This is a genomic window from Arthrobacter sp. E1SS-5, from assembly GCF_057073715.1.
On the sequence record NZ_CP172703.1, the window covers coordinates 2,423,192 to 2,443,078 of the forward strand.

The 19,887-nt window shown below is 67.4% G+C and carries 19 protein-coding genes; 5 read left to right on the top strand and 14 right to left on the bottom strand.

Features of this window, described 5'->3' with window-relative positions; translation table 11 throughout:
- From ACIGJD_RS11245 to ACIGJD_RS11255, 3 genes are all read left to right on the top strand, one after another.
- Entirely contained in the window at positions 1 to 918 is a 918-nt protein-coding gene (locus tag ACIGJD_RS11245; RefSeq protein WP_142133655.1) for a LysR family transcriptional regulator, read from the top strand.
- A 45-nt stretch (positions 919 to 963) separates the two neighbouring features.
- Entirely contained in the window at positions 964 to 1,470 is a 507-nt protein-coding gene (locus ACIGJD_RS11250; protein ID WP_483686276.1) for a DUF2004 domain-containing protein, read from the top strand.
- Positions 1,471 to 1,580: 110 nt separating this feature from the next.
- Positions 1,581 to 2,291, top strand: coding sequence for a DUF4386 family protein (locus ACIGJD_RS11255; RefSeq protein WP_483686277.1), 711 nt, complete (start codon positions 1,581 to 1,583; stop codon positions 2,289 to 2,291).
- A 73-nt stretch (positions 2,292 to 2,364) separates the two neighbouring features.
- Here ACIGJD_RS11255 and metE read toward each other — a convergent pair whose 3' ends face one another.
- The 8 genes from metE to ACIGJD_RS11295 all read right to left on the bottom strand — a co-directional run bounded on the left by metE (position 2,365) and on the right by ACIGJD_RS11295 (position 11,186).
- Positions 2,365 to 4,704: a 5-methyltetrahydropteroyltriglutamate--homocysteine S-methyltransferase gene (gene metE, locus ACIGJD_RS11260; protein ID WP_483686278.1), complete on the bottom strand. Its 2,340-nt coding sequence runs from the start codon at positions 4,702 to 4,704 to the stop codon at positions 2,365 to 2,367.
- A gap of 135 nt (positions 4,705 to 4,839) precedes the next feature.
- Positions 4,840 to 5,811, bottom strand: a complete 972-nt coding sequence (locus ACIGJD_RS11265; RefSeq protein WP_483686279.1) for a methylenetetrahydrofolate reductase — start codon at positions 5,809 to 5,811, stop codon at positions 4,840 to 4,842.
- Positions 5,789 to 5,941 carry a hypothetical protein gene (locus ACIGJD_RS11270; RefSeq protein WP_483686280.1) on the bottom strand — a complete coding sequence of 51 codons (153 nt, stop codon included), beginning with the start codon at positions 5,939 to 5,941 and terminating at the stop codon, positions 5,789 to 5,791. Before ACIGJD_RS11270 ends, ACIGJD_RS11265 begins: the two co-directional genes overlap by 23 nt.
- Positions 5,942 to 6,141: 200 nt before the next feature.
- On the bottom strand, positions 6,142 to 6,864 hold the full coding sequence (locus ACIGJD_RS11275; RefSeq protein ID WP_483686281.1) for a hypothetical protein: 723 nt from the start codon (positions 6,862 to 6,864) through the stop codon (positions 6,142 to 6,144).
- On the bottom strand, positions 6,861 to 8,816 hold the full coding sequence (locus ACIGJD_RS11280; protein WP_483689481.1) for a VWA domain-containing protein: 1,956 nt from the start codon (positions 8,814 to 8,816) through the stop codon (positions 6,861 to 6,863). The genes ACIGJD_RS11275 and ACIGJD_RS11280 overlap by 4 nt, the downstream gene beginning before the upstream one ends.
- Positions 8,816 to 9,295, bottom strand: coding sequence for a hypothetical protein (locus ACIGJD_RS11285; RefSeq protein ID WP_483686282.1), 480 nt, complete (start codon positions 9,293 to 9,295; stop codon positions 8,816 to 8,818). Before ACIGJD_RS11285 ends, ACIGJD_RS11280 begins: the two co-directional genes overlap by 1 nt.
- The gene (locus tag ACIGJD_RS11290) at positions 9,285 to 10,172 is read right to left on the bottom strand and encodes a DUF58 domain-containing protein (RefSeq protein ID WP_483686283.1); all 888 of its coding nucleotides are present in this window, start codon (positions 10,170 to 10,172) and stop codon (positions 9,285 to 9,287) included. Before ACIGJD_RS11290 ends, ACIGJD_RS11285 begins: the two co-directional genes overlap by 11 nt.
- Positions 10,173 to 10,178: 6 nt before the next feature.
- Positions 10,179 to 11,186, bottom strand: coding sequence for an AAA family ATPase (locus ACIGJD_RS11295; protein WP_483686284.1), 1,008 nt, complete (start codon positions 11,184 to 11,186; stop codon positions 10,179 to 10,181).
- 139 nt (positions 11,187 to 11,325) lie between these two features.
- Here ACIGJD_RS11295 and ACIGJD_RS11300 point away from each other — a divergent pair, with 139 nt between their 5' ends.
- Positions 11,326 to 11,523 (top strand): hypothetical protein, encoded by a 198-nt coding sequence (locus ACIGJD_RS11300; protein WP_142133647.1) that lies wholly within the window; start codon positions 11,326 to 11,328, stop codon positions 11,521 to 11,523.
- Here ACIGJD_RS11300 and ACIGJD_RS11305 read toward each other — a convergent pair.
- From ACIGJD_RS11305 to ACIGJD_RS11330, 6 genes are all read right to left on the bottom strand, one after another.
- Complete coding sequence (locus tag ACIGJD_RS11305; protein ID WP_483686285.1) at positions 11,520 to 12,350, bottom strand: carbohydrate ABC transporter permease; 831 nt, start codon at positions 12,348 to 12,350, stop codon at positions 11,520 to 11,522. The two genes, ACIGJD_RS11300 and ACIGJD_RS11305, sit on opposite strands and share 4 nt — an antisense overlap.
- Complete coding sequence (locus tag ACIGJD_RS11310) at positions 12,347 to 13,228, bottom strand: carbohydrate ABC transporter permease (RefSeq protein WP_483686286.1); 882 nt, start codon at positions 13,226 to 13,228, stop codon at positions 12,347 to 12,349. Before ACIGJD_RS11310 ends, ACIGJD_RS11305 begins: the two co-directional genes overlap by 4 nt.
- A 2-nt stretch (positions 13,229 to 13,230) precedes the next feature.
- Positions 13,231 to 14,583 carry an extracellular solute-binding protein gene (locus ACIGJD_RS11315; protein WP_483686287.1) on the bottom strand — a complete coding sequence of 451 codons (1,353 nt, stop codon included), beginning with the start codon at positions 14,581 to 14,583 and terminating at the stop codon, positions 13,231 to 13,233.
- A gap of 5 nt (positions 14,584 to 14,588) precedes the next feature.
- Complete coding sequence (locus tag ACIGJD_RS11320; protein WP_483686288.1) at positions 14,589 to 15,788, bottom strand: ROK family transcriptional regulator; 1,200 nt, start codon at positions 15,786 to 15,788, stop codon at positions 14,589 to 14,591.
- Positions 15,789 to 15,954: 166 nt separating this feature from the next.
- The gene (locus tag ACIGJD_RS11325; protein ID WP_483686289.1) at positions 15,955 to 17,145 is read right to left on the bottom strand and encodes a class I SAM-dependent methyltransferase; all 1,191 of its coding nucleotides are present in this window, start codon (positions 17,143 to 17,145) and stop codon (positions 15,955 to 15,957) included.
- Between the two features lie 50 nt (positions 17,146 to 17,195).
- Positions 17,196 to 18,278 (bottom strand): FAD-dependent oxidoreductase, encoded by a 1,083-nt coding sequence (locus ACIGJD_RS11330; protein WP_483686290.1) that lies wholly within the window; start codon positions 18,276 to 18,278, stop codon positions 17,196 to 17,198.
- Positions 18,279 to 18,339: 61 nt separating this feature from the next.
- Between ACIGJD_RS11330 and ACIGJD_RS11335 the strand changes: the two genes are divergently transcribed.
- A complete protein-coding gene (locus tag ACIGJD_RS11335; protein ID WP_483686291.1) occupies positions 18,340 to 19,725 on the top strand; it encodes a class I SAM-dependent methyltransferase in 1,386 nt (461 codons plus the stop codon).
- The last annotated feature ends 162 nt before the right edge of the window (positions 19,726 to 19,887 follow it).

The following is a 19,887-nucleotide window of genomic DNA, read 5'->3' on the forward strand; positions in this document are numbered from 1 at the left end:
GTGGTAAATCCCGTGCACTTGAAGACCCTCCTGGAGGTCACGCGGCTGGGCTCGTTCGCTGCGGCAGCGGCGACGCTCGGCTACACGGCATCGGCCGTCTCGCAGCAGATGTCCGCGCTGGAGCGGGAAACCGGCGTAACCCTCTTCCAGCGGTCGGCGCGTGCCGTGGTCCCCACGGAAGCCGCCGTCGTCATGACCCGCCATGCCGCCAAGGTGCTCACCGACATCGAGGCACTCATGGCCGCCGCGTCAAGGACGCAGGACAGCGAAAGCCAGGAGCTGCGGCTGGGGATCTTCCCCAGCCTGGCCACCTACGTCCTGCCCCGGATCCTCAAGAACCCGGCGTGGAAGAAACTCGGCATTGACCTGCGGGTATCCGTCGCGGAGCCCGGCCAGACCATCCAGGGCCTGCGCACCGGCGGGGACCTGGACCTGGCGGTGGTGTTCCAGGTGGGGCAGACGGGCTTCGCCTGGCCCAACACCATCAACCGGCAATGGATCGGCGACGACGACTTCAGGGTGGTGCTGCCGGCGGGCTGGGGCTTCCGGGCCGATGCCAAGGTGGCCGCGGACCACCTTTCGGAGATGCCATGGATCATGCACCACCCCGGCACCAGCGACGCCATGGTGATCGAACGGCTGTTCGCCGGCTGCAACCTCCACCCCCGCGTGGTTGCACACAGCGACGACTTCCACGCAAGCCTGGAAATGGCCGCAGCCGGGCTGGGCGCGGCCCTGGTTCCGGAGTTGGCGCTGCGGAACAAACCGGCAGGGGTCGTGGTGCTGGACGTGCCCGAAATCCGGCTGGCACGGAACGTATTTGCGCTGCTGATCAACGACCGGAAGACCGCGCGGGTGCAGCTTTTCGTTGACCTGCTGGCGGAAACCCTTGCCGGGATGCGCACCGCAGTGAATTAGGGCCGAACGCTGGAATGGTCTGCGCTTCGGGTCTATGTTGAGACTATGAACAAGGTAGCGAGCCAGCACTTTGGGGAGATCGAGCTCAACCACGGCATGGATCACCTCTTCGCGGCCCAGCATGAACTGCGGGGCCACCCGCTGGAACTCGACCTGAACATCAACGCGCACGACCACTTTGACGAAGCCGCGCTTCGCAAAGTCGAATACCGGCTGCGCTTCCTCCCCGAACTGGTGGACGAGGTCCGCGCAATGATCGCGGAAGAGCTTGAGCAGGAGGGCACCAGCCCCCAGGAGTACCTGCACTTCCACTGCAACGCACTCAAGGACGAGCATCTGCACAAGGTGTTCGGCGTCCAGGACCGCAGCCAGCTCACCAACGAGGTCTTCCTCAAGGCCCTGAAACTGGGCCACGTTGCCATCTACCCTGGCCAGCCTGAGCGCTACTTCGTCATGGACTTCACTTTGGGCCAGCACTTCACCGATGAGGTCCTGGTGGCGTGCGCCGACCAGGACGGCGTGGTGGACGACGAGATCGTCTGGGAGTCCTGAATCGACTGCTCCGTAATCGTCGTTATGGACGCTCATAAAGACCATTACGGAGCAATCGATGGGGCGTTCGACTCTGGCTCCGCCGCGCCGGTGGTATCAGCATGGGACTCATGCAAGAAGTCAGGGCCGGCACGTTTCGGCTCGCCGCGTCACTGCTCCTGGCCGGCGTGCTGGCCTCGATAATTGCCGGCGTGTTCCATGCAGGGTCCCATGATGCAAACGACCACGTTGCCTCGTTCACGGCGTACGCCAACAGCGGCATCTGGACCGCCGTTCACCTCGGTCAGTTCGTGGGGATGGCGTTGGTATGCGCGGCCCTCGTCTCCCTGTGGGCAGCCCTTGAGGTCCGTCAGCACGCTGTGGCCTGGGTTGCCCGGTTTGGTGCCCTTTCCGCCGCTGCGGCCCTGGCGCTTTATGCGGCACTCCAAGCGGTGGACGGCGTGGCTTTGAAGCAGGCGGTGGACGCCTGGGCCGCTGCCCCGGAGCCCGAAAAAGCAGCCCGTTTCGCTGCGGCCGAGGGCATCCGCTGGCTGGAATGGGGCATGCGCAGCTACCAAAGCTTCCTGCTCGGAGCTGCCCTGTTGCTCCTTGGGATTGCTGTGGCTGCCACACATCGTGTTCCCCGGATCATCGGACTACTCATGGCGCTGTCCGGGCTGGCCTACGTGGCCCAGGGGTGGATCATCGGAGAATCCGGGTTTTCCGACGCCAACTCGGTGCCTACTTTGGTCGGCATCGTGGCAATCGTCGCCGCAAGCGTTTGGCTGGCAGTCAGCGCCTGGCGGATGAAGCAGACGACGGCGGCCGGTCACCTCAGGTGACCAAACCGCCGTCGTCCGCTTCTCAAAGTCCGACGCGCTGGCGCACCGGACCTTGAGCCTTTAGCCCGATTCCCTACTTGGCCGCTTGCAGCAGTTCCGCGCGGACCGTTTGGGTGGCCTTGACCAGGTTCCGCAGCGACTCCTCGGTCTCGGCGTAGCCGCGGGTCTTCAGGCCGCAGTCCGGGTTGACCCAAAGCTGGCGGGACGGGACGTGCTTGACGGCCGTGGACAGCAGCTCGGTGACCTCGGCCTCGCCGGGAACGCGGGGCGAGTGGATGTCGTAGACACCCGGACCAACCCCGCGGCCGAAGCCGTGGGATTCGAGATCGTGGACAACCTCCATGCGGGAGCGGGCGGCCTCGATGGAGGTAACATCGGCGTCCAGGCCGTCGATAGCGTCGATGATCACGCCGAACTCCGAGTAGCAGAGATGGGTGTGGATCTGGGTGGAGTCGGCGGCGCCGGCCGTGGCCAGGCGGAAGGAATCCACCGACCATTTGAGGTAGTCAGGCTGGTCTGCCTTGCGCAGCGGGAGCAGTTCGCGCAGGGCGGGCTCGTCCACCTGGATGATCCTGATGCCTGCTGCTTCGAGATCGGCGATCTCATCACGCAGCGCCAGGCCGACCTGGTTGGCGGTTTCAGCCAGCGGCTGGTCGTCGCGGACGAAGGACCACGCGAGGATGGTGACCGGACCGGTGAGCATGCCCTTCATCGGCTTTGCGGTCAGCGACTGCGCGTACTCCGCCCACTTGACGGTGATGGGGGCGCTGCGGGTGACATCGCCCCAGAGGATCGACGGACGGGTGCAGCGTGAGCCGTACGACTGGACCCAGCCGTGCACCGTCACGTCGAAGCCCTCGAGGTTCTCGGCGAAGTACTGCACCATGTCGTTGCGCTCCGGTTCGCCGTGCACCAGGACGTCGTAGCCCAGCTCTTCCTGCAGGTCCACTACGCGCTTGATTTCATCCTTCATGAGCTGTTCGTACTGCCCATCACTCAGCTCGCCCTTGGTGTTGCGGGCGCGGGCGGAACGGATCCCGGAGGTCTGCGGGAAGGAACCGATGGTTGTCGTGGGCAGCGGCGGCAAATGCAGGGCCTCTTCCTGGGCAGCCTCGCGCACGGCATAGTCGGAGCGGGTGAAGTCTGCGGCGGAAAGCGCTCCGGTGCGGGCCCTGACGTCGGCGCGGCGGACCCCTTCCGCCGCGGCGCGGGAAGCGATCACGGCAGTGGCCTCTTGGACGGCAGCCTTGGCCGAGGCCGGGTCCGCGAGGTAGGACGCCAGGGTCTTGACCTCTACGGCCTTCTGGTCCGAGAAGGCCAGCCAGCTGCGGAGCTGCTCTGACAGCTGGGTTTCCTCGGCAACGTCATGCGGGACGTGCTGGGTGGAGGTGGAGGTGGAGACAGCGAGCCTGCCGGCGGCGGCCTTCAGCTGGTCGAGCCTGGCGGCGGAGGCGGCAAGGTCGTTGCGCCAGATGTTGTGGCCGTCCACGACGCCGGCCACCAGGGTTTTGTTGCCCAGCCCCGCCAGCGCGGCGGCGGAGGGAACGGCACCCTTGAAGACGTCGATGTGAAGGGCCTCGATGTTGGTGGCGGCGAGGGTGCCCAGCTGGCCTTCGAGCGAGCCGTACGGGGTGGAAACGAGGATCTGCGGACGGTTGGCCTCGGCGGTCAGCACCTCATAAGCCCGTGCAACAGCTGCTTCGACCTCTGCAGCCGGGGTCTCCTGGTCGACCACCAGCGCGGGCTCCTCGAGCTGCACCCAGTGGGCGCCGGCGTCGGCGAGCTTTTCGAGCAGCTGGACGTAGACGGGCAGGATGTCTTCGAGGCGGGACAGCGGTGCGAAACCGGCCGGGGCGTCGTCGGAGGCCTTGGACAGGAGCAGGTAGGTCACCGGCCCAACGATGTAGGGGCGGGTTTCGATCCCGTTGGCCAGGGCGAACGCGAACTCGTCAACCTTGGCGGTGGACGCCAGGGTGAACCCGGTTTCGGGGCCGATCTCCGGAACCAGGTAGTGGTAGTTGGTGTCGAACCACTTGGTCATTTCCAGCGGCTGCTGTTCCCTGTTGCCGCGGGCCAGCGTGAAGTAGCCGTCGATGTCCAGCTGCCCATCGGCGTTAAGCAGCTTGCCGAAGCGGGCAGGCACGGCGCCCAGGTGGGCAGTGGTGTCGAGGACCTGGTCGTAGTAGGAGAAGGTGCCTGGCACGGCGGCGGCCTCGGTGAGGCCGAGTTCCTGAAGGCGGCGGGCGGTGGCCAGCTGGATGTCCTTGGCGGCGGCGTCCAGGGCGGCGGCGTCGATCCTGCCGGCCCAGTAGGCCTCCACCGCCTTCTTGAGTTCCCGGCGCCGGCCGATGCGGGGGTAGCCGAGAAGTGAAGCGGACGGGAACGGGGTGCGGGGGGTGTTCTGTTCAGTCATGGGTACTCCTGGAAGTGGGAAGGGCGCGCGGATCAGCGCAGCGCGAAGGAACGCAGCACGGAATGGTGCGCGCAGTGATGGAGATGCTTAGTGGTGCGGCCGGTCAGGCGGCAGCGTGGAGAGACTCCAGCTCGGTCAGCTGGCGAGGAGGCTGCGGGCGATTGATTCCCGCCGGCTGTGCTGGCTGCCGGGACGGCTGCGCCGGGGAAGGGCGAGCTTGTCCAGCACTTCCAGCGCGCTTTGGTGCTCGTTAAAGGTGTAGATGTGGATGCCGGGGGCGCCGGCGTCCAGGGCAGCGTTGGCCAGGTCCACCGTGGCATCGACTCCGATATGGAGCCGCTCCAGGTCGGAATCGGCAGCGCCCAGCTTGGCCATCAGTTCCGGCGCGGGCTCCACACCGGTGAGCTGACCGAGGCGGTTGAGCCGGCGGAGGCTGGTGAGCGGCATGACGCCGGGGATGATGGGGATGGTCACGCCGGCCCGCCGGGCCCTGGTGAGCAGGTCGGCGTATTGGCTGGTCTCGAAGAACACCTGCGTGATGGCGAAGTCGGCGCCGGAACGCTGCTTGGCCAGCAGCACCTCGACGTCGTGCTCCTCGCTGGGCGATTCCGGGTGGCGGGCGGGGTACGCCGCCACGCCGACGGCGATTTTGCCGGCGCACAGCAGGGCCGAGCGGCGCTGCTCCACGCGGCGAATGAGTTCAATGAGGTCCTGGGCGTACCGGAGGGATCCGGCGGGTGCGCTGGCGTCCTTGGGAAGGTCTCCGCGCAGGGCAAGGATGCCCCGTACGCCGGTGTCCAGCAGTTCGCCCACGATCGCTGCAAGTTCCTGGGGGCTGTTGCCCACGCAGGTCAGGTGGGCCAGAGGCCGGAGATTGGTCTCCAGCAGGAGCCGGTTGATGAGTTCGATGGCGGTGTCCCGGTTGGAGCCGCTGGCGCCATAGGTCACGGAGACATAATCCGGCTCAGTGGTTTCCAGTTCGCGGATGGTGGTCCAGAGCGTTTCCGCTGCTGCAGGCGAACGGGGCGGGAACAGCTCATAGGAAAGCGCCACGGGAGCGGCTTCGGAGAGGTTCGGGTGTGCGTCAATCAGGCTTGGTGGTGACATTTGCGTCCTTGGCTTTGGGCCATTGCCTGCTTCCCGCCGACTTAACGGCGGCGATACCGGCAATGAGTTGAGTTTGGGGAACACGGAGGGACTCCACCAGGGACGCAGCCGCGACTGTTACGCCTTGCATGAAGTAGTCCGTGAGCAAATGTCAGGCCCACATGGGGGCACCCACACCCTCCAGACGGAGGATCGCTGACACGTTACCGCGGTAACTTGTCCACGACTCTATGGGCAGTGGTGGGTGGAGGACAAGTCGGCGCCGAATTAAGACACTGTTTTACAGGTGGTTTTCCGAGGCAACAGAATTTTCTTCGCCGGAACATGCCTTCACCACGGGCGCTCCACGGCTCTCCCGTCCCCGCCGTCCAGGTACTCTTCCCGTTCGCGCCCGCTGTTCCGCTCCCGCTCGGCTTGCCGTGCGCTGTCCTGGAGCTGGTCGAGCTGGCCCTGCCGGGGATCTGCTGATGGGTTCGGGGGCGGGTCCGCCCCTGGTGCCGGCGTCCCGCCCGCAGCCTGTCCGGCAGCCCCGAGCTTGCCCTCCAGCCTCTCCTTGGCATCATCGAGCCGGCCGCCGGTGTCGGGATTCCCGGCCAGGCATGCTTCCGGTGCCTGCCCGGCCGTTGCCAGCGCTTCCTGGAACAACAGGACGGCCGACGCCGGGTCCCCGGCCTGCTGCCGCTGGTCACCCAGGCGTTCGATCGCCAGCACAAGGTTGACCCGGATGATGCACCCGTCCCCCGAGTTGGCGGGAACCATACTTAGAGCTTGTTCAAACTGTGTCCTGGCACGTGCATAGTCCTCCGCCGCCACGGCTGCGTCACCGGCCGCGAACGGCGCCTTGTGCGGCTCCACGACGTTGGCGAATTCAAGGCCCCGGGCGGCGGCATCAACGGCGGGAGCGTTTCCGGCGGAAAAACCGGCGGCGGCGCGGTCAGCGAGGATACCCAGGCTGAGCAGTTTGGCGGCGAAGCACAGCACCAGGAGCACCGGCAGCACGGACCAAAGGAGCAGGCGGCGCCTTCGGGAATGCGGTGTCGACTGTGCGGTCACGGCTTTTCCTCCTTCCGGCCTGCGCGCGGGAGTCCGCAAAGCTGCCCTACGAGTGCCACGGCTTCCGGCAGGGCAAGCAGGAAGGCGCCGGCAGCGAGGATCCAGTAGAACTCCGTCCCTGCCGCCAGCGAACCATCACCGTCTGCGTGTTCCACCCTTCCGGGGTGCGCCTGCTGCATCATGTCAGCAACAGGGGCGCCTGCAACGCGATGGACGTATGGCACCCCAAGCTGCCCGGCGATGGCCTGCAGCCGTCCCTCGTCAATCATGGAGAGCGCGTCGCCGGTGCTGCCGGGCCGGTTGTCCTGGACGTAACCGCCACTCGGGGTGCCGGCCGCCCCTCCGGCGGTCCCGCCGTCGTCCGTCCCTGTGTTCTCCTTCATCCGGCCGCCTCCGGGCGTGCCGTAACCCAGCACTGCTCCCCCGGCCACCAATCCGCCGTCGACCTTCAGGGGCTCCGGCTCCCTGCCGTCGGTCTGCTCGCCGTCGCCCAGGTAGTACACCAGCCGCGGCCTGCCCGGGTGGCTGTCCCTGGCCGCTGCCAGCCGCTCGGTCAGCACTTGCCTGGCTGCGGTGATGCTGCTGCCCTTGGCGTAGGCGGTCACCTGCGGTTCCAGGACGTCCGTGATGGTTTCCAGGGCAAGGGTGTCGGTGCTCAGCGGCATGCGGACGTGCGCAGTGGTGTCGAACGTGATGACGGAGAACCGGGCGCCGGGCAATTGTTCGGCGATGGCCATGATGTCCTTCCGGACGCCGTCCAGCCGCGGGCTTCCGTTGCCGTAGTCCTCGGCCACCATGCTGGTGGTGGTATCCACCACGAAGAACACGTTCAGGTCGGCGCTGGCGGCCTGGACGGTGCCGCCCGGAAGGTGCGGCCGCAGGACCGCTGCAAGAAGCAGCAGGACAATGGTTCCGCGCCGCAGCCAGGTCCTGCTGCGGAGGTGGACGCGCTGCAGCCGCCAAAGAACGGCGCAAAGGGCAAGGGCAGACAGCAGCGCGGCGGCCAGCGGCACGCCAGGGACATCTGCGAATACAGCCCGGGGCGCCCCCTGGACCGCCGTCGTCTCCGTCTGCTCAATCCCGGTGACAATCCCGGCCACGGCGTCCGGGCTGTCAAGGGCAAAGTAGGCGCCGCCGGTGGACTCTGCGGCTGCCCGCAGTCGTGCGCCGGGCTGGTCAGGACCGGAGCCGTAGTCCAGGTCCGCCGGGTTCAGCGCATAGACGTGGACGGACCGCTCCCTGGCCAATCCGGCCGCCTGGTCCAGCGTCATGATGGGTTTGCCGGACAGGAAATTGTCTGTCGCAAGCACCACAGACCGCGAGCGCTGGGGGTCGCTTCCCCCGCCGGTGGCCTCCTGGGACTTGCCGGCGCCTGGGAAGCTGTTGAGGCAGGACGCCAGGCCGTCGCCGATCAGGGACGAGCCCCTGCCGCTCCACGTGCCATCAAGGAATCCGGAGCTTCCGGGTTTGCCGTCGAAGGCGTCCTTGGCGCCCTGAAGTTGTTCCTGCGCGTAGGCGTAGTCGTCCGTCAACGGAAAGACCTGGATGGCGCTGCTGTCGAAGATGGTCAGGCCGATCCGTTCGCCGTCGAACTCCCGTGCGAGTTTGGCGAAGACGTCCAGAACCGCGGCGTCGGCGCTGCTCATGGAGCCGGAGGCATCAAGGCAGAGCATGATGTCCCGGTTGTGCTGCTCCGGCCTGACGGTATCCATCGCCACGGGGCGTGCCGCGGCTGCCGCGGTGGACACCAGCAACAGGACCAGCGCTGTTCCGGCCAGGGCCAGCCACCGCCGGTACCGCCGGAGGGCTGCCTGGTATTCCGGCAGCGCGGTGAGCCTGTCCGCGTGCGCCACGGGCCGTCGTCGTACGCTGCTCCCCCCGTTGCGCCGCAGCGCAACCCATACCGCAACCCCGGCCGCGGCGGCCGCTACGGGCAGCAGCCACCAGAACATCAGCTCCACGCGCGCACCGCCGCCGAGGCTCTAGCCGCGGACGCAGCCACGGAAGGCAGCGGCCCGGGACCGAATTCCGCGGGGTAGAGGTCCTGGACGGCGTCGGCCGCTACGGGAAGGGGATGACGGGCGAGGTCCTGGTGGGTCATCCTGGTCGCATCCACACCCGTGGCATCCCGGACGAACCCGCGCAGCAGGAGGCTGATCTCCTGATGCGCGGGGCGCGCATCCAGGGTGCCCGCCGCCGCTGCCTGCTCCACGTCGCGGATACGCTGCAGGTAGGCTGCCTTGAGGGAAGGCAGGTCGGTCAGCGCGGACCGTCCCTTCGCACTCCCGGCCGGCTCCGGGCGCCAGGCTGTGCGGGTGGTGGCCAGCACGAAGACGTACCAGCCTGCCACCAGGACGAGCAGCGCGACTCCACACCACGCCCAGGCCGTGCTGTACTGCAGCGGGGCGAAGAACCCGGGATCAGCCTGCACGCCGGTGCCTCTCCAGGAGCGCGAACAGTCCGGTGATGACATCCCCGGTGCCCGCCACGTCCCCTTCAGTGATTCCGGCTGCGCGCAGCATGGCCTTCCGGCCCGCATCACGCTCCGAGGTCGCTTTCGTGTAGGCGGCCTCCACGCCGGCGGACACTCCCGGCGGCCAGGGCAGGAGGGACTCATCGGCCACGCTGTAGGTTTCAGGGGAATCGGGCTCAGTGGCGGGTGCCAGGTCCGCGTCCCGCACTGTCAGCCACAGGACTTCGTGCTGGGCCCGGAGCCGGCGCAGGAGCTGGGCGGTGGCAGCGTCCGCCGCCAGTTCGTCCGCCACGACGAAGAGCAGTTGGCGGCCCTTGACGTTGCGTGCCACGTAGCCCAGCTGGTCCTGGATGCTGCTGGGCGCCCCGTCGAGGCGGGCATGGGAGTCCACGTGCCTGAGGAGCCGTTCCAGGTGGGCTTCGCCGCCTTTCGCCGGCAGGGAGCGGGTCCCGGTGGAGTCGCCGCACACCAGGCCCACCACGTCACCGTGCCGGTGGGCCAGATAGCCCATGACGCCCAGGGCAAGCACGGCAATGTCTTTTTTCGTTTCCCCGGACCGAGCCTCCGCCGCCATATTCCGTCCTGTGTCGGTAACCAGGAGGACTGTCTGCCGGCGGACGGCCACGTAGCGCCGGATCAGGGGCGATCCGTGCCGGGCTGTGGCCTTCCAGTCGATGTCGCGCACCTCGTCACCCGGTATGTAGGCGCGCAGGTCGTCAAAGTCCAGGCTGCGGCCCCTGAACACGGAACCGTACTCGCCGTCGAGCATTCCACGTGCTTTGCGGTGCGCGAAGATGGCCATCTTCGACTTCACCCGCTGAAGGAGGCTGGCCATGCGGGATCAGGGAGTCTGGACGGCGGCCACGACGGCGTCAATCACGGCTTCGACCGGGACCTGCTCGGCCACTGCGTCGAAGTTCAGGATCAACCGGTGCCGCAGCACCCGGTGGGCCAGGGACCTGATGTCCTCCGGGATCACGTGGTCACGGCCGTGCAGCAGCGCCACCGCACGCGCAGCCTGGCTGAAGGCGATGCTGGCCCGGGGGCTGGCGCCGAATTCGATGAAGCCGGCCAGCCGGGCATCAATGTATTGGGAGGCGTTCCGCGTTACGTAGACCAGCCCCACGATGTAGTTGACGATTGACGGATCGAGGTAGACCCGCCCCACCAGGTCCTGGATTTCGGTGATGGCGTCCAGGGAGGCAGCGGCTGCCGGTTTTTGTTCGCGGGTGTAGACGCCGGCATCGATCCTCCGGATCACCTCTGCCTCTTCCGCGGGAGTGGGGTAATCCAGCACGTCCTTGAGCATGAAGCGGTCCATCTGGGCCTCGGGCAACTGGTAGGTGCCCTCCTGCTCGATGGGATTCTGGGTTGCCAGGACCAGGAACGGCGCGGGCAGGGGGTGGTCCTGCCCGCCAATGGAGGTCTGACGTTCCTGCATGGCCTCAAGCATGGCGCTCTGGGTCTTGGCGCTGGAACGGTTGATCTCATCCAGCAGCACGATATTGGCATGCACCGGGCCGAGTTGGGTGCGGAAGTTTCCCTTGGCGGCATCGTAGATCTGGGTCCCTACGATGTCGCTGGGCAGCAGGTCAGGAGTACACTGGATCCTTCGGAATTCGGCGCTCACGGCTTCGGCGAGGGTTTGCGCGGCCGTGGTCTTGGCCAGTCCCGGGACGCTTTCCAGGAGGATGTGGCCGCCGGTCAGCAATCCCACCAGCAACGACTCCCGCAGCCGGGACTGCCCCACCACTTTTGCATCGAAACTGCGGGAAATGTTGGCCGCCACCTGCTGCGCCCTGGCCAGCTCCGCCGGCTGGATTCTTGCGGGCACGCTGGTCGAAAGCACTGGATTCCCCCTGAAGACGGTGTTGGGCGCACGGGCCGGGCCGGCCATGTTCCGCCCGCCATCCTATCCAAGCCGGAGCCCTGGAGTCCGGCAATGGGCACCACTCCCCTAAAGGGACCTGCAGGTCTATCCTTTTGCCATGATTGAGCTTCCAGCCAGTTACAAGGAATACCTCGCGGACAAGAGCCAGCACTTCGTGGACACGGTCCGGCCGGTCCTGATGCAGTCTGCGGCGGAAAAGCTGCACGGGGTCCGGGTGGTGAACAATCCCACGGGGCATCAGGCGCACCTGGACGATACCCTGCCCTTCGGCGTGGTGCTTGAGGACATTGACTAGCCCCTGACGGCTCCTGCAAGGGCCAGTGCGTTGCCGGATCCGCGCGCCACGATGGCGTACAGGGCCAGGACCGGAACGGAATAGAGAATCGAGAATGCGGCCAGCTGGCCGTAGGCCACCGCGCCGTGCTGGCCAAAAAAGCTGAAAATCGACACAGCGGCGGGCTGGCTGGCCTCCGACAGCAGGAGCACGAAAGGAACAAAGAAGTTTCCCCATGCCTGGATGAAGACAAAGATGAACACCACGCCCAGTCCCGGTCCCATGAGCGGAAGCACGATGGACCGCAGCCCGGACAACCTGGATGCACCATCAACCCACGCCGCCTCCTCCAGGGCCACCGGCACGGCGTCCATGAAGTTCCTGGTCATCCAGATGGCCATGGGAAGGCTGGTGGCGGCCAGGAACAGCACTGTGGCAGGCATGGAGTCCAGCAGCCGAAGCTGGACGAACAATCCGTAGACCGGCACCATGATGGCGGTGACGGGAAGGCAGGTGCCGAACAGGATGGCCGACATGAACGGAGTGTTGAACCGGGACCGGTAGCGGGACAGAGGATAGGCGGCCAGCACGGCTGCCGCGAGCGTAACGACGCCGGTTCCGGCCGATAGCAGCAGGCTGTTCCACAGTGGCCGGAGCAGCAACTCCGGAGTGAAGACGGCGGCGAAGTTGTCCAGTCCGGGCTGCTGCGGAACCTTGGTGGAGTGCCCGGCGGCGGGATCCAGGGATCCGAGGACCAGCCATAGCAGCGGCAGCAGGAAACACGCACCGATCAGCAACAGGACCACGTCCGCCCACGCGCTGCGGGTACGCCCGTGCCGGCCCGTCACGGTTTCTTCTCCCTGAGCAGGCGCAGGTATGCCAGTCCGAACACGGCTCCGATCAGGATGAGGACCACAGCGACGGCCGTGCCGTAGCCGATGTCGCCAAACTTGAAGGCCTCCTGGTAGGCCAGGACAGGCAAGGTGGTGCTGCCGTTGGCGGGACCACCGGCGGTCATTACCCAGATCAGGGTGAAGACGGCGAGGGTCTGCAGCGTGACCAGCATCAGGTTGGTGGCGATGCTGCTCCGGATCACCGGCAGGGTAATGAACGCCAGCCGCTGCCAGGCACCGGCACCGTCCATCTGTGCGGCCTCGGTCAGCTCGGCCGGGACGCCGTTCAGCGCGGCCCGGTACACCAGCATGGAAAAGGCTGTCCCGCGCCAGGTGTTCGCCAGGATCACAGCCGCCATGGGGACGGCGTAAAGCCAGTCGGTTTCGGCCAGCCCAAAAGCGCCGAGCAACTGGTTGAATGTGCCATCCCGGCTGAAGAAGGCATAGGCGGCGAAGGCCGCCACGATTTCCGGCAGGACCCACGCCGCCACGACGGCGGTGCCAACAGTTGCCGAAATCGTCGGGCGCGCGCGCCGCATGAGGACCGCCAGGGCCAATCCCAGCATGTTCTGGCCCGCGATGGCCGAACCTGCCACGAACAGCACTGTCAGCACCACCGAAAGCGGGAAGGCAGGATCCTGCAGCAGCCGCTGGTAGTTCTCCAGTCCCACCCACTCGGGGTTCCTGGCGTGCCGGCCGGTCAGTCCGGCGTTGGTGAGCGAGGCGTGGAAGGCCCACATCACGGGGCCGGCCAGGAACACGGCCAGCAGCACGACGGCGGGCAGCACCGGCAGGTAGCGGAGCACCTGCCGGCCGCGGTGGTTGGCGGCCACTGCTACTTCCGGATGGTCTTGTCGCCACCCACAATGCCGGCCACGGCCGTGTCATAGTCGGCCGCCGCCTGCTCCGGGGTCCGCTTGCCGGTGATGACAACCTCGGTGGCTTCCTGGACGGCAGCGGAAATCCGCGGGTAGTCGGAGGTGGCCGGCCGGAACCGGGTGACGGACACCAGGCCGGAGACATCCTTCACGAACGGGTTGGCGGACTGGTAGCCGGGATCGGCTGCGACGTCGGTGCGGACCGCGATCTGCGAACTGGCCACCGTGAACGCCAGCGAATTCTTTGCGTTGAGGGCAGTGGTGAGGAAATTGAAGGCCAGGTCCGGCTGCCCGGTTTCTGCGCCGACGGCCAGGGTCCAGCCACCGGACATGCTGACCTTGCCGGGTGCCGCTCCGTTCTGTGTGGGGAACGGGGCGACGCCCATGTCCTGCGCGTAGCCTGGCCACGCGTAACTCCCGCCGTCCTGCCAGAATGACGGCGCGTAGGAGCCTTCCACGGTTGCCCCCAGTTTTGCCTTGGGGAACCATTCGCCGAACACTTTCTTCCAGACGTTCGGGTCCAGCGCTTCAGCCGGGGGAACGGCCAGGTGCTCCCCATAGAGCGTTCCGAGGAAAGTGAGCGAGTCCCTGAACCCTGCCGAGCCGACGACCCATTTCTTGGAGTCCTGGTCGTAGAGGCTTGCTCCGGTGCCGTACAGGAGTTCGTAGAACCCCTGCATGACGGTTCCTTCACCGGTGCCCTTGCCGGCGTACATGTTGAAGGGGATCACGTCAGGGTTGGCGGCCTTGATCTTCCGGGCGGTGTCCAGGATGTCCTGCCAGCTGGACGGGTTCCAGGGCACTCCAACGCCGGCTGCCTCAAAAACCTTCTTGTTGTACCAGATGGCCCGGGTGTCAGTGCCCAACGGGACCGCGTACGTGCCGCCGTCGTCCGCTTTTCCCGCTTCCTTCGCGGCGTTGTCGAAGGTGGCCCAGTCCCCCCAGCCTGCCAGGCGGCTGTCCAGGTTCAGAAGGTACCCGGCGTCCACGTCGGAGCGGACCTTGAAGGTGTCTTCGTAGAAGACGTCCGGGGCAGTCGAGGGCGACCGCAGGGCCAGGGCCAGCTTGGTGCCGTAGTCATCGTCGTTGGCCTGGATGGGCTGCAGTTCAACCCTGACGCCCTGGTTGGCGGCTTCAAACTCCTTTTTCGCCTCCTGCAGCATGGTGTCCAGGGCGGTGAAGGAGTCTGTCTTCTGGTAGGCCACCTTGATGGTCTTATCGCCGCCGGCCGGATCTGCGGGTGTACAGGCGGTGAGGACCAGGACCGCGGCGGCCAGCAGGGATGCTGTCTTGGATGCCCGGCGAAACATGCCGGTCAGCTTTCCAGCAGGAGCCGCTGGGCACGGGGCGCGAGGGTATGTTCCAGGACCAGGGAAGCGGCCCCGATAGCCCCGACGTCCTCCCCCACGCCTGTGCCTACTACCTCGATGGGGTGGATCAGACGGACATCGCTGTTGGCATCCAGGAGCGGCGGGATCAGTTCCAGGTATCGCTGCGCCAGGCAGGTCCAGAACGGGCCGCCAAAGACCACGCGTTCCACGTCAAGGGTGTTGGTGACCACCGAAGCGGCCCTGGCAACCAAGGTGGCTGACTTGTCCAGGATGGCGGAGGCCCGTTCATCTCCTGCGTACGCAAGTGCGCAAAGTTCAGAGAAGCTCTGCTGGATTTCGGCGGCGCTCCCGGCCGCGGGGCCCTGCAGGATTCCGGCTGCTTCCGCCTCTGCCACCAGGACCTGCGGGATGGCGGAGGATTTCACGCAGCCGCGCTGGCCGCAGTCGCAGACCGGCCCGTCCGGGTCCACCACGATGTGGCCGATTTCGCCGGCGTTGCCGGAGGTGCCCCGGACTACTTCGTCGTTGAGCACGATGCCGCAGCCGATACCCGTGCCCATATACATGAAGATGAAGCTGCCGGCGCCGCTGGGGCCGCCTGCCCATGTTTCGGCCACCGCGGCGCTGGTGACGTCCTTGTCCACGAGCACCGAGTAGCCGGTGGCCCTGGCCAGCGCGTCGCGCAGCTCCACCCTGTCCCAGCCCGGCAGCAGCGGCGGGTCCACCACGGTGCCGTTATCCAGGTCGATGGGGCCGGGTGCAGCCACTCCCAGTCCTGCGATGCGGCTGCGGTCCACGCCCGAATCCTCCACGAGCTGGGCGATCTCCGCGGCAATGGTGGCGATGACGGCGGACGGATCATTGCCGCCGGGTGTCTTGATCCGGGAATGCCGCACCACGGCTCCCACGAGGTCCAGGACCACAAACGTGGTGACGGCGGGGTCCAAGTGGACCCCCAGGGCGTACATGCCGCCGGGATTGAGGCGGAGGATGGTCCGCGGCTTGCCCGGACCGCTGCCCTCCTTGCCGGCCTCGACGATCAGGTTCTGGTCCAGCAGGCGGCGTGAAATATTGGAGATGGTCTGCGGGGACAGGCCCACGATCTGGGCCAGCTCGACCCGGCTGAGACCACCGGACGTCCTGCGGATTGCGTCGAGGATGACGGTGAGGTTGAAGTCACCCATCCTTGGCAGGTTGGTTCCGCGTCTCGGAGATGATTGGCGGATCTCAGACACTGTTTCCCCTAAACGTCTTCGGCTACCGGTGATGGTGATGCTTTGAATCGTACGTTAAGGGTGCGCCCCCGCCCACATGTGCGGACGGCGGCGCGGCGCGGATGACTATCTCCGGTCAGCGGAGGCGGCGTGTGCTGCGCGTGACGGTGAATTTCGGGTTCATTCCCTCCACCACGGTGGGACCGACATACCGCTCCAGTGCCGGAAGGTAGGCCAGGTGCCGGTTGAAGACGGTCCACAGCTCTCCCCCGGGAGCCAGCACCCGCCCCGCGGCCTCAATCATCTTCAGCCCGGCGCCCGCGTGGACACCGGCGCCGACGTGGAAGGGCGGGTTGAGCAGCACGGTGTCCACTGCACCGGCTGGAAAGGTGCTGAGCGCATCGTCCTGCAGGACCGTGATCCGGCCCGCGAGTCCATTCGCACGGGCCGTGGCGAGGGCGGATTGCACGGCGGCCGCTGACTGGTCCGTAGCCGTCACTTCGGCGGCGGGGAAATGGCGGGCATACATGGCGGCGAGGATCCCGGTGCCGCAGCCCAGGTCCACGGCGTGGCGCGCCGGCTTCATGGCGGGCAGGAACGTCAGGAGGAACCGTGTGCCGATGTCCAGCCGTGGACCGGCAAAGACAGCGCCATGTGCGGCCACGTCCAGGTCCAGCTCAGCCACGTGCTCCACTACCGGGAAGCGCGGGGCGGCAATGGCAGGCTTGGGGCCGCTGCACAGAAGGACCCGCGACTTTTGCCGTGCGAGCTGCGGCTGCACGGACACGAAGTACCGTTCAAGGACTGCGTTCATGCCCAGCGACATGTGCTTCACCCGGCCTCCTGCCAACAACCGGACGTCCGGCGCCGCGTACCGCGCTATGGCCGTGGCAATTTCCTCCAGTTCGGCGAGGGTCTTGGGGAGCTGGAGCAGGACCGTTCCTGCTCCCTCCAGCAGTTCCCGGCCAAGGGGCAGCTGGACGAAACCGGTTTCGGCGACTGCGGATCCGGCAGCCTCCCGGCGGGATTGCAACCCGGCTGTCTGTCCAGCATCGAGTTCGGCCGCGTTGAGCCGCAGGGCCCTTTCCCCGGTGATGAGGTCCTGGTGCACGCGCAGCGACGCGGGGGCAAGCACGGCGGAAGCGCCGAGCGTCAAGGCACCGTAGCGGTCACCGATGACGGCCATGGTGCTGCCGGCCCGCCCGAGCTGCACGGCCGTCCCCAGCAGCAGCCGGTCTGTCGCGTCCCACGCCTGCAGATTGGGAGCCTCCACATCGGGCCGCCGGCGCAGGACGTGGAAAATGTCCTCCAGCGTGTTTGCTGCCACCGGTGTCCTGCCGCCTTCTGTTGCGATTGCCGGCCCCGGCGCCCGGGGCATCACCCCCACGTTACCGGTTCCGCCGCCGCCGCCATTCCAGGCAGTCCCATGATTGCCGCCACTGCTGCCCGGCCTGCCCGGTTGGCACCAATGGTGGACGACGACGGGCCGTAACCCACCAGGTGGACGCGTGGCTCGGCTGCCACTTGGGTGCCCTCCATGGCGATCCCGCCGCCGGGCCCCCGCAGGTGAAGCGGCGCGAGATGTTCCAGTTCGGCCCGGAAGCCGGTAGCCCAGAGGATGACGTCGGCTTTCAGGAGGCTCCCGTCCGCCCGGCGGACCCCGTCGGGCTCGATGGAGGTGAACATCGGCTGCCGGTTGAGTGCGCCGCGTTCTTTGGCGGCGCGCAATGCAGGCGTCCAGATCAGTCCCGTCACGGAAACCACGCTCTGTGGAGGAAGCCCACGGCGGACCCGTTCCTCTACCAGCGCCACGGCGTCGTGGCCGGCCTTGGCATCGAACGGCGCGTCCCGCCACACCGGTTCCCGGCGGGTGAACCAGCTGGTGGTGGTGACGCGGGATATTTCCTCGAGCAGGCCTACGGCGGAAATACCCCCGCCTACGACGATGACGTGCCGGCCGCGAAACTCGTCAGCGGAGACGTAGTCCGCGACGTGCAGCTGGCGGCCGCGGAACGAGTTCCGGCCGGGATAGATGGGCCAGAAGGGGCGGGTCCACGTACCGGTGGCGTTGATGACCGCCTTGGCCGTCCAGTCGCCGTCGGATGTTTCGATCCGCAACCGCCCGGCCGGATTGTCGTCTTCCCGGCTGACAGCGCGGACCTTGACGGGCCGGCGGACGGAGAGGCCCAGCTCCGCTTCATAGTTGCCAAAGTAGCGGGTCAGGAATTCGGAGCTGGGTTCGGCGGGGTCCACCTCCGGCTTGGGGATGCCGGGCAGGTCGCTGATCCCGTTGACGGTGGCCATGCGCAGGCTCTTCCAGCGGTGCCGCCACGCACCGCCCGGACCTTCCTCGGCGTCGAGCACGGCATAGTCGAGTCCCCGGCGCTGGAGGTGGTAGGCGGCCGAGAGGCCGGCCTGGCCCGCACCGATGACCACCACATCGGTTGGGGCAGGAATCACTCCCCCATGATAGTCGCGCCTGTGATAGTCGCGGGGGCCAGCGCGGCCTTAGGGTGGGCGCATGGACACTGGAGCAGCAGTACCAAGCGGAACCGGAACCAGGGGGCACGCCGCCCGGTTGGAAAAGGCCCTGGGGGTGGTGCTGGACACCGGGCAGATACCCCTCCGGCTGCGGGCGTGGGACGGCTCGGAGGCGGGCCCCGCCGGCGCGCCGGTCCTGGAGTTCAAGTCCCGGAAGGCCCTGCGGCGGATGCTTTGGTCGCCCGGGCAACTGGGCCTGAGCCGGGCGTATGTGGCCGGCGAGATCGACAGCCCGGGCGACATCTTCGCCGCGTTCACGGCGTTGAGTTCGGCCGGCAAGTTCGCCGAGCCCGGTCCGTTCAGGCCGCTCTCCGCGGGTGAACTCTGGCTGCTCCTGCGCACCGCGGTCCGGCTCGGGGCTGTCGGCCCCAACCCGGCGCCGCCGCCCGAGGAGGCTCGCGTCGCCAGGAAAGGCAGGATGCACTCCAAGGGGCGTGATGCGGCCGCCATCTCGCACCATTACGACGTCGGCAACGACTTTTACGCCCTGGTGCTGGGTCCGTCCATGGTTTATTCATGCGCCGTGTGGCCCGCCGACGGAGCCGCACGGCCGGCAGGTAACAGAGTGGACGCGGGCCCGGGCGTGGACGCTGGCGGGATCGACGGCGCCGTGGACGGTGGCCTGGATGCCGCGCAGGAAGCCAAGTTGGACCTGGTGTGCCGGAAGCTGGGCCTCCACCCCGGAATGCGGGTCTTGGATGTGGGCTGCGGGTGGGGCAGCTTCGCCATCCACGCTGCAGCCCGGTACGGCGTCACAGTGGTGGGCGTGACGCTTTCGGCGGAGCAGGCGGTCCTGGCGCGCAAGCGAGCGGCAGAAGCCGGTCTGACAGACAAGGTGGAGATCCGGGTGCAGGATTACCGGGACGTGCAGGACGGGCCGTTCGACGCCATCAGTTCCATCGGAATGTCGGAGCACGTGGGACGGGCCCAGACCCCTGCCTACGCCGCGGCGCTTTTCGCGCTGCTGCGCCCAGGCGGCCGGCTGCTGAACCACGCCATCTCTTGGAACGCCGGGCCCACCAGCCCGGATCCGGACTCGTTCATCCCCCGGTACGTCTTCCCGGACGGCGAAATGATCAGCCTCGGCGAGATGGTGTCCGCCTTGGAAGCCGCCCGGTTCGAAGTGCTCGACGTGGAGGCCCTGAGGCGCCACTACGCCCTGACACTCCGGGCATGGGTCAGCCGGCTGGAGCGGAACTGGGACGCGGCCGTCCGGCTGGCCGGCGAAGGGCGCGCGCGGGTGTGGCGGCTGTACATGGCTGCCAGCGCACTGGGATTCGAAAACGGGTTGACCGGCGTCAACCAGGTCCTGGTCCGGCGGCCGGGCGGGGAAGAACCGCCGCTGCGGCGGGATGGCTGGCTGTGACGCAGGTGCATTGCAGCGCTGCAATCACGGGCAGCTGGCGCCCCGGACGCAGCGGACCCATGCAAGCGCCCTCCTGCCGGGACGTAACCCGGCAGGAGGGCGGTCTACCCCGGCGCTGCCCCCGATCGATGCTGCGGGGCACCTGTGGCCGGCAGGCCGGGC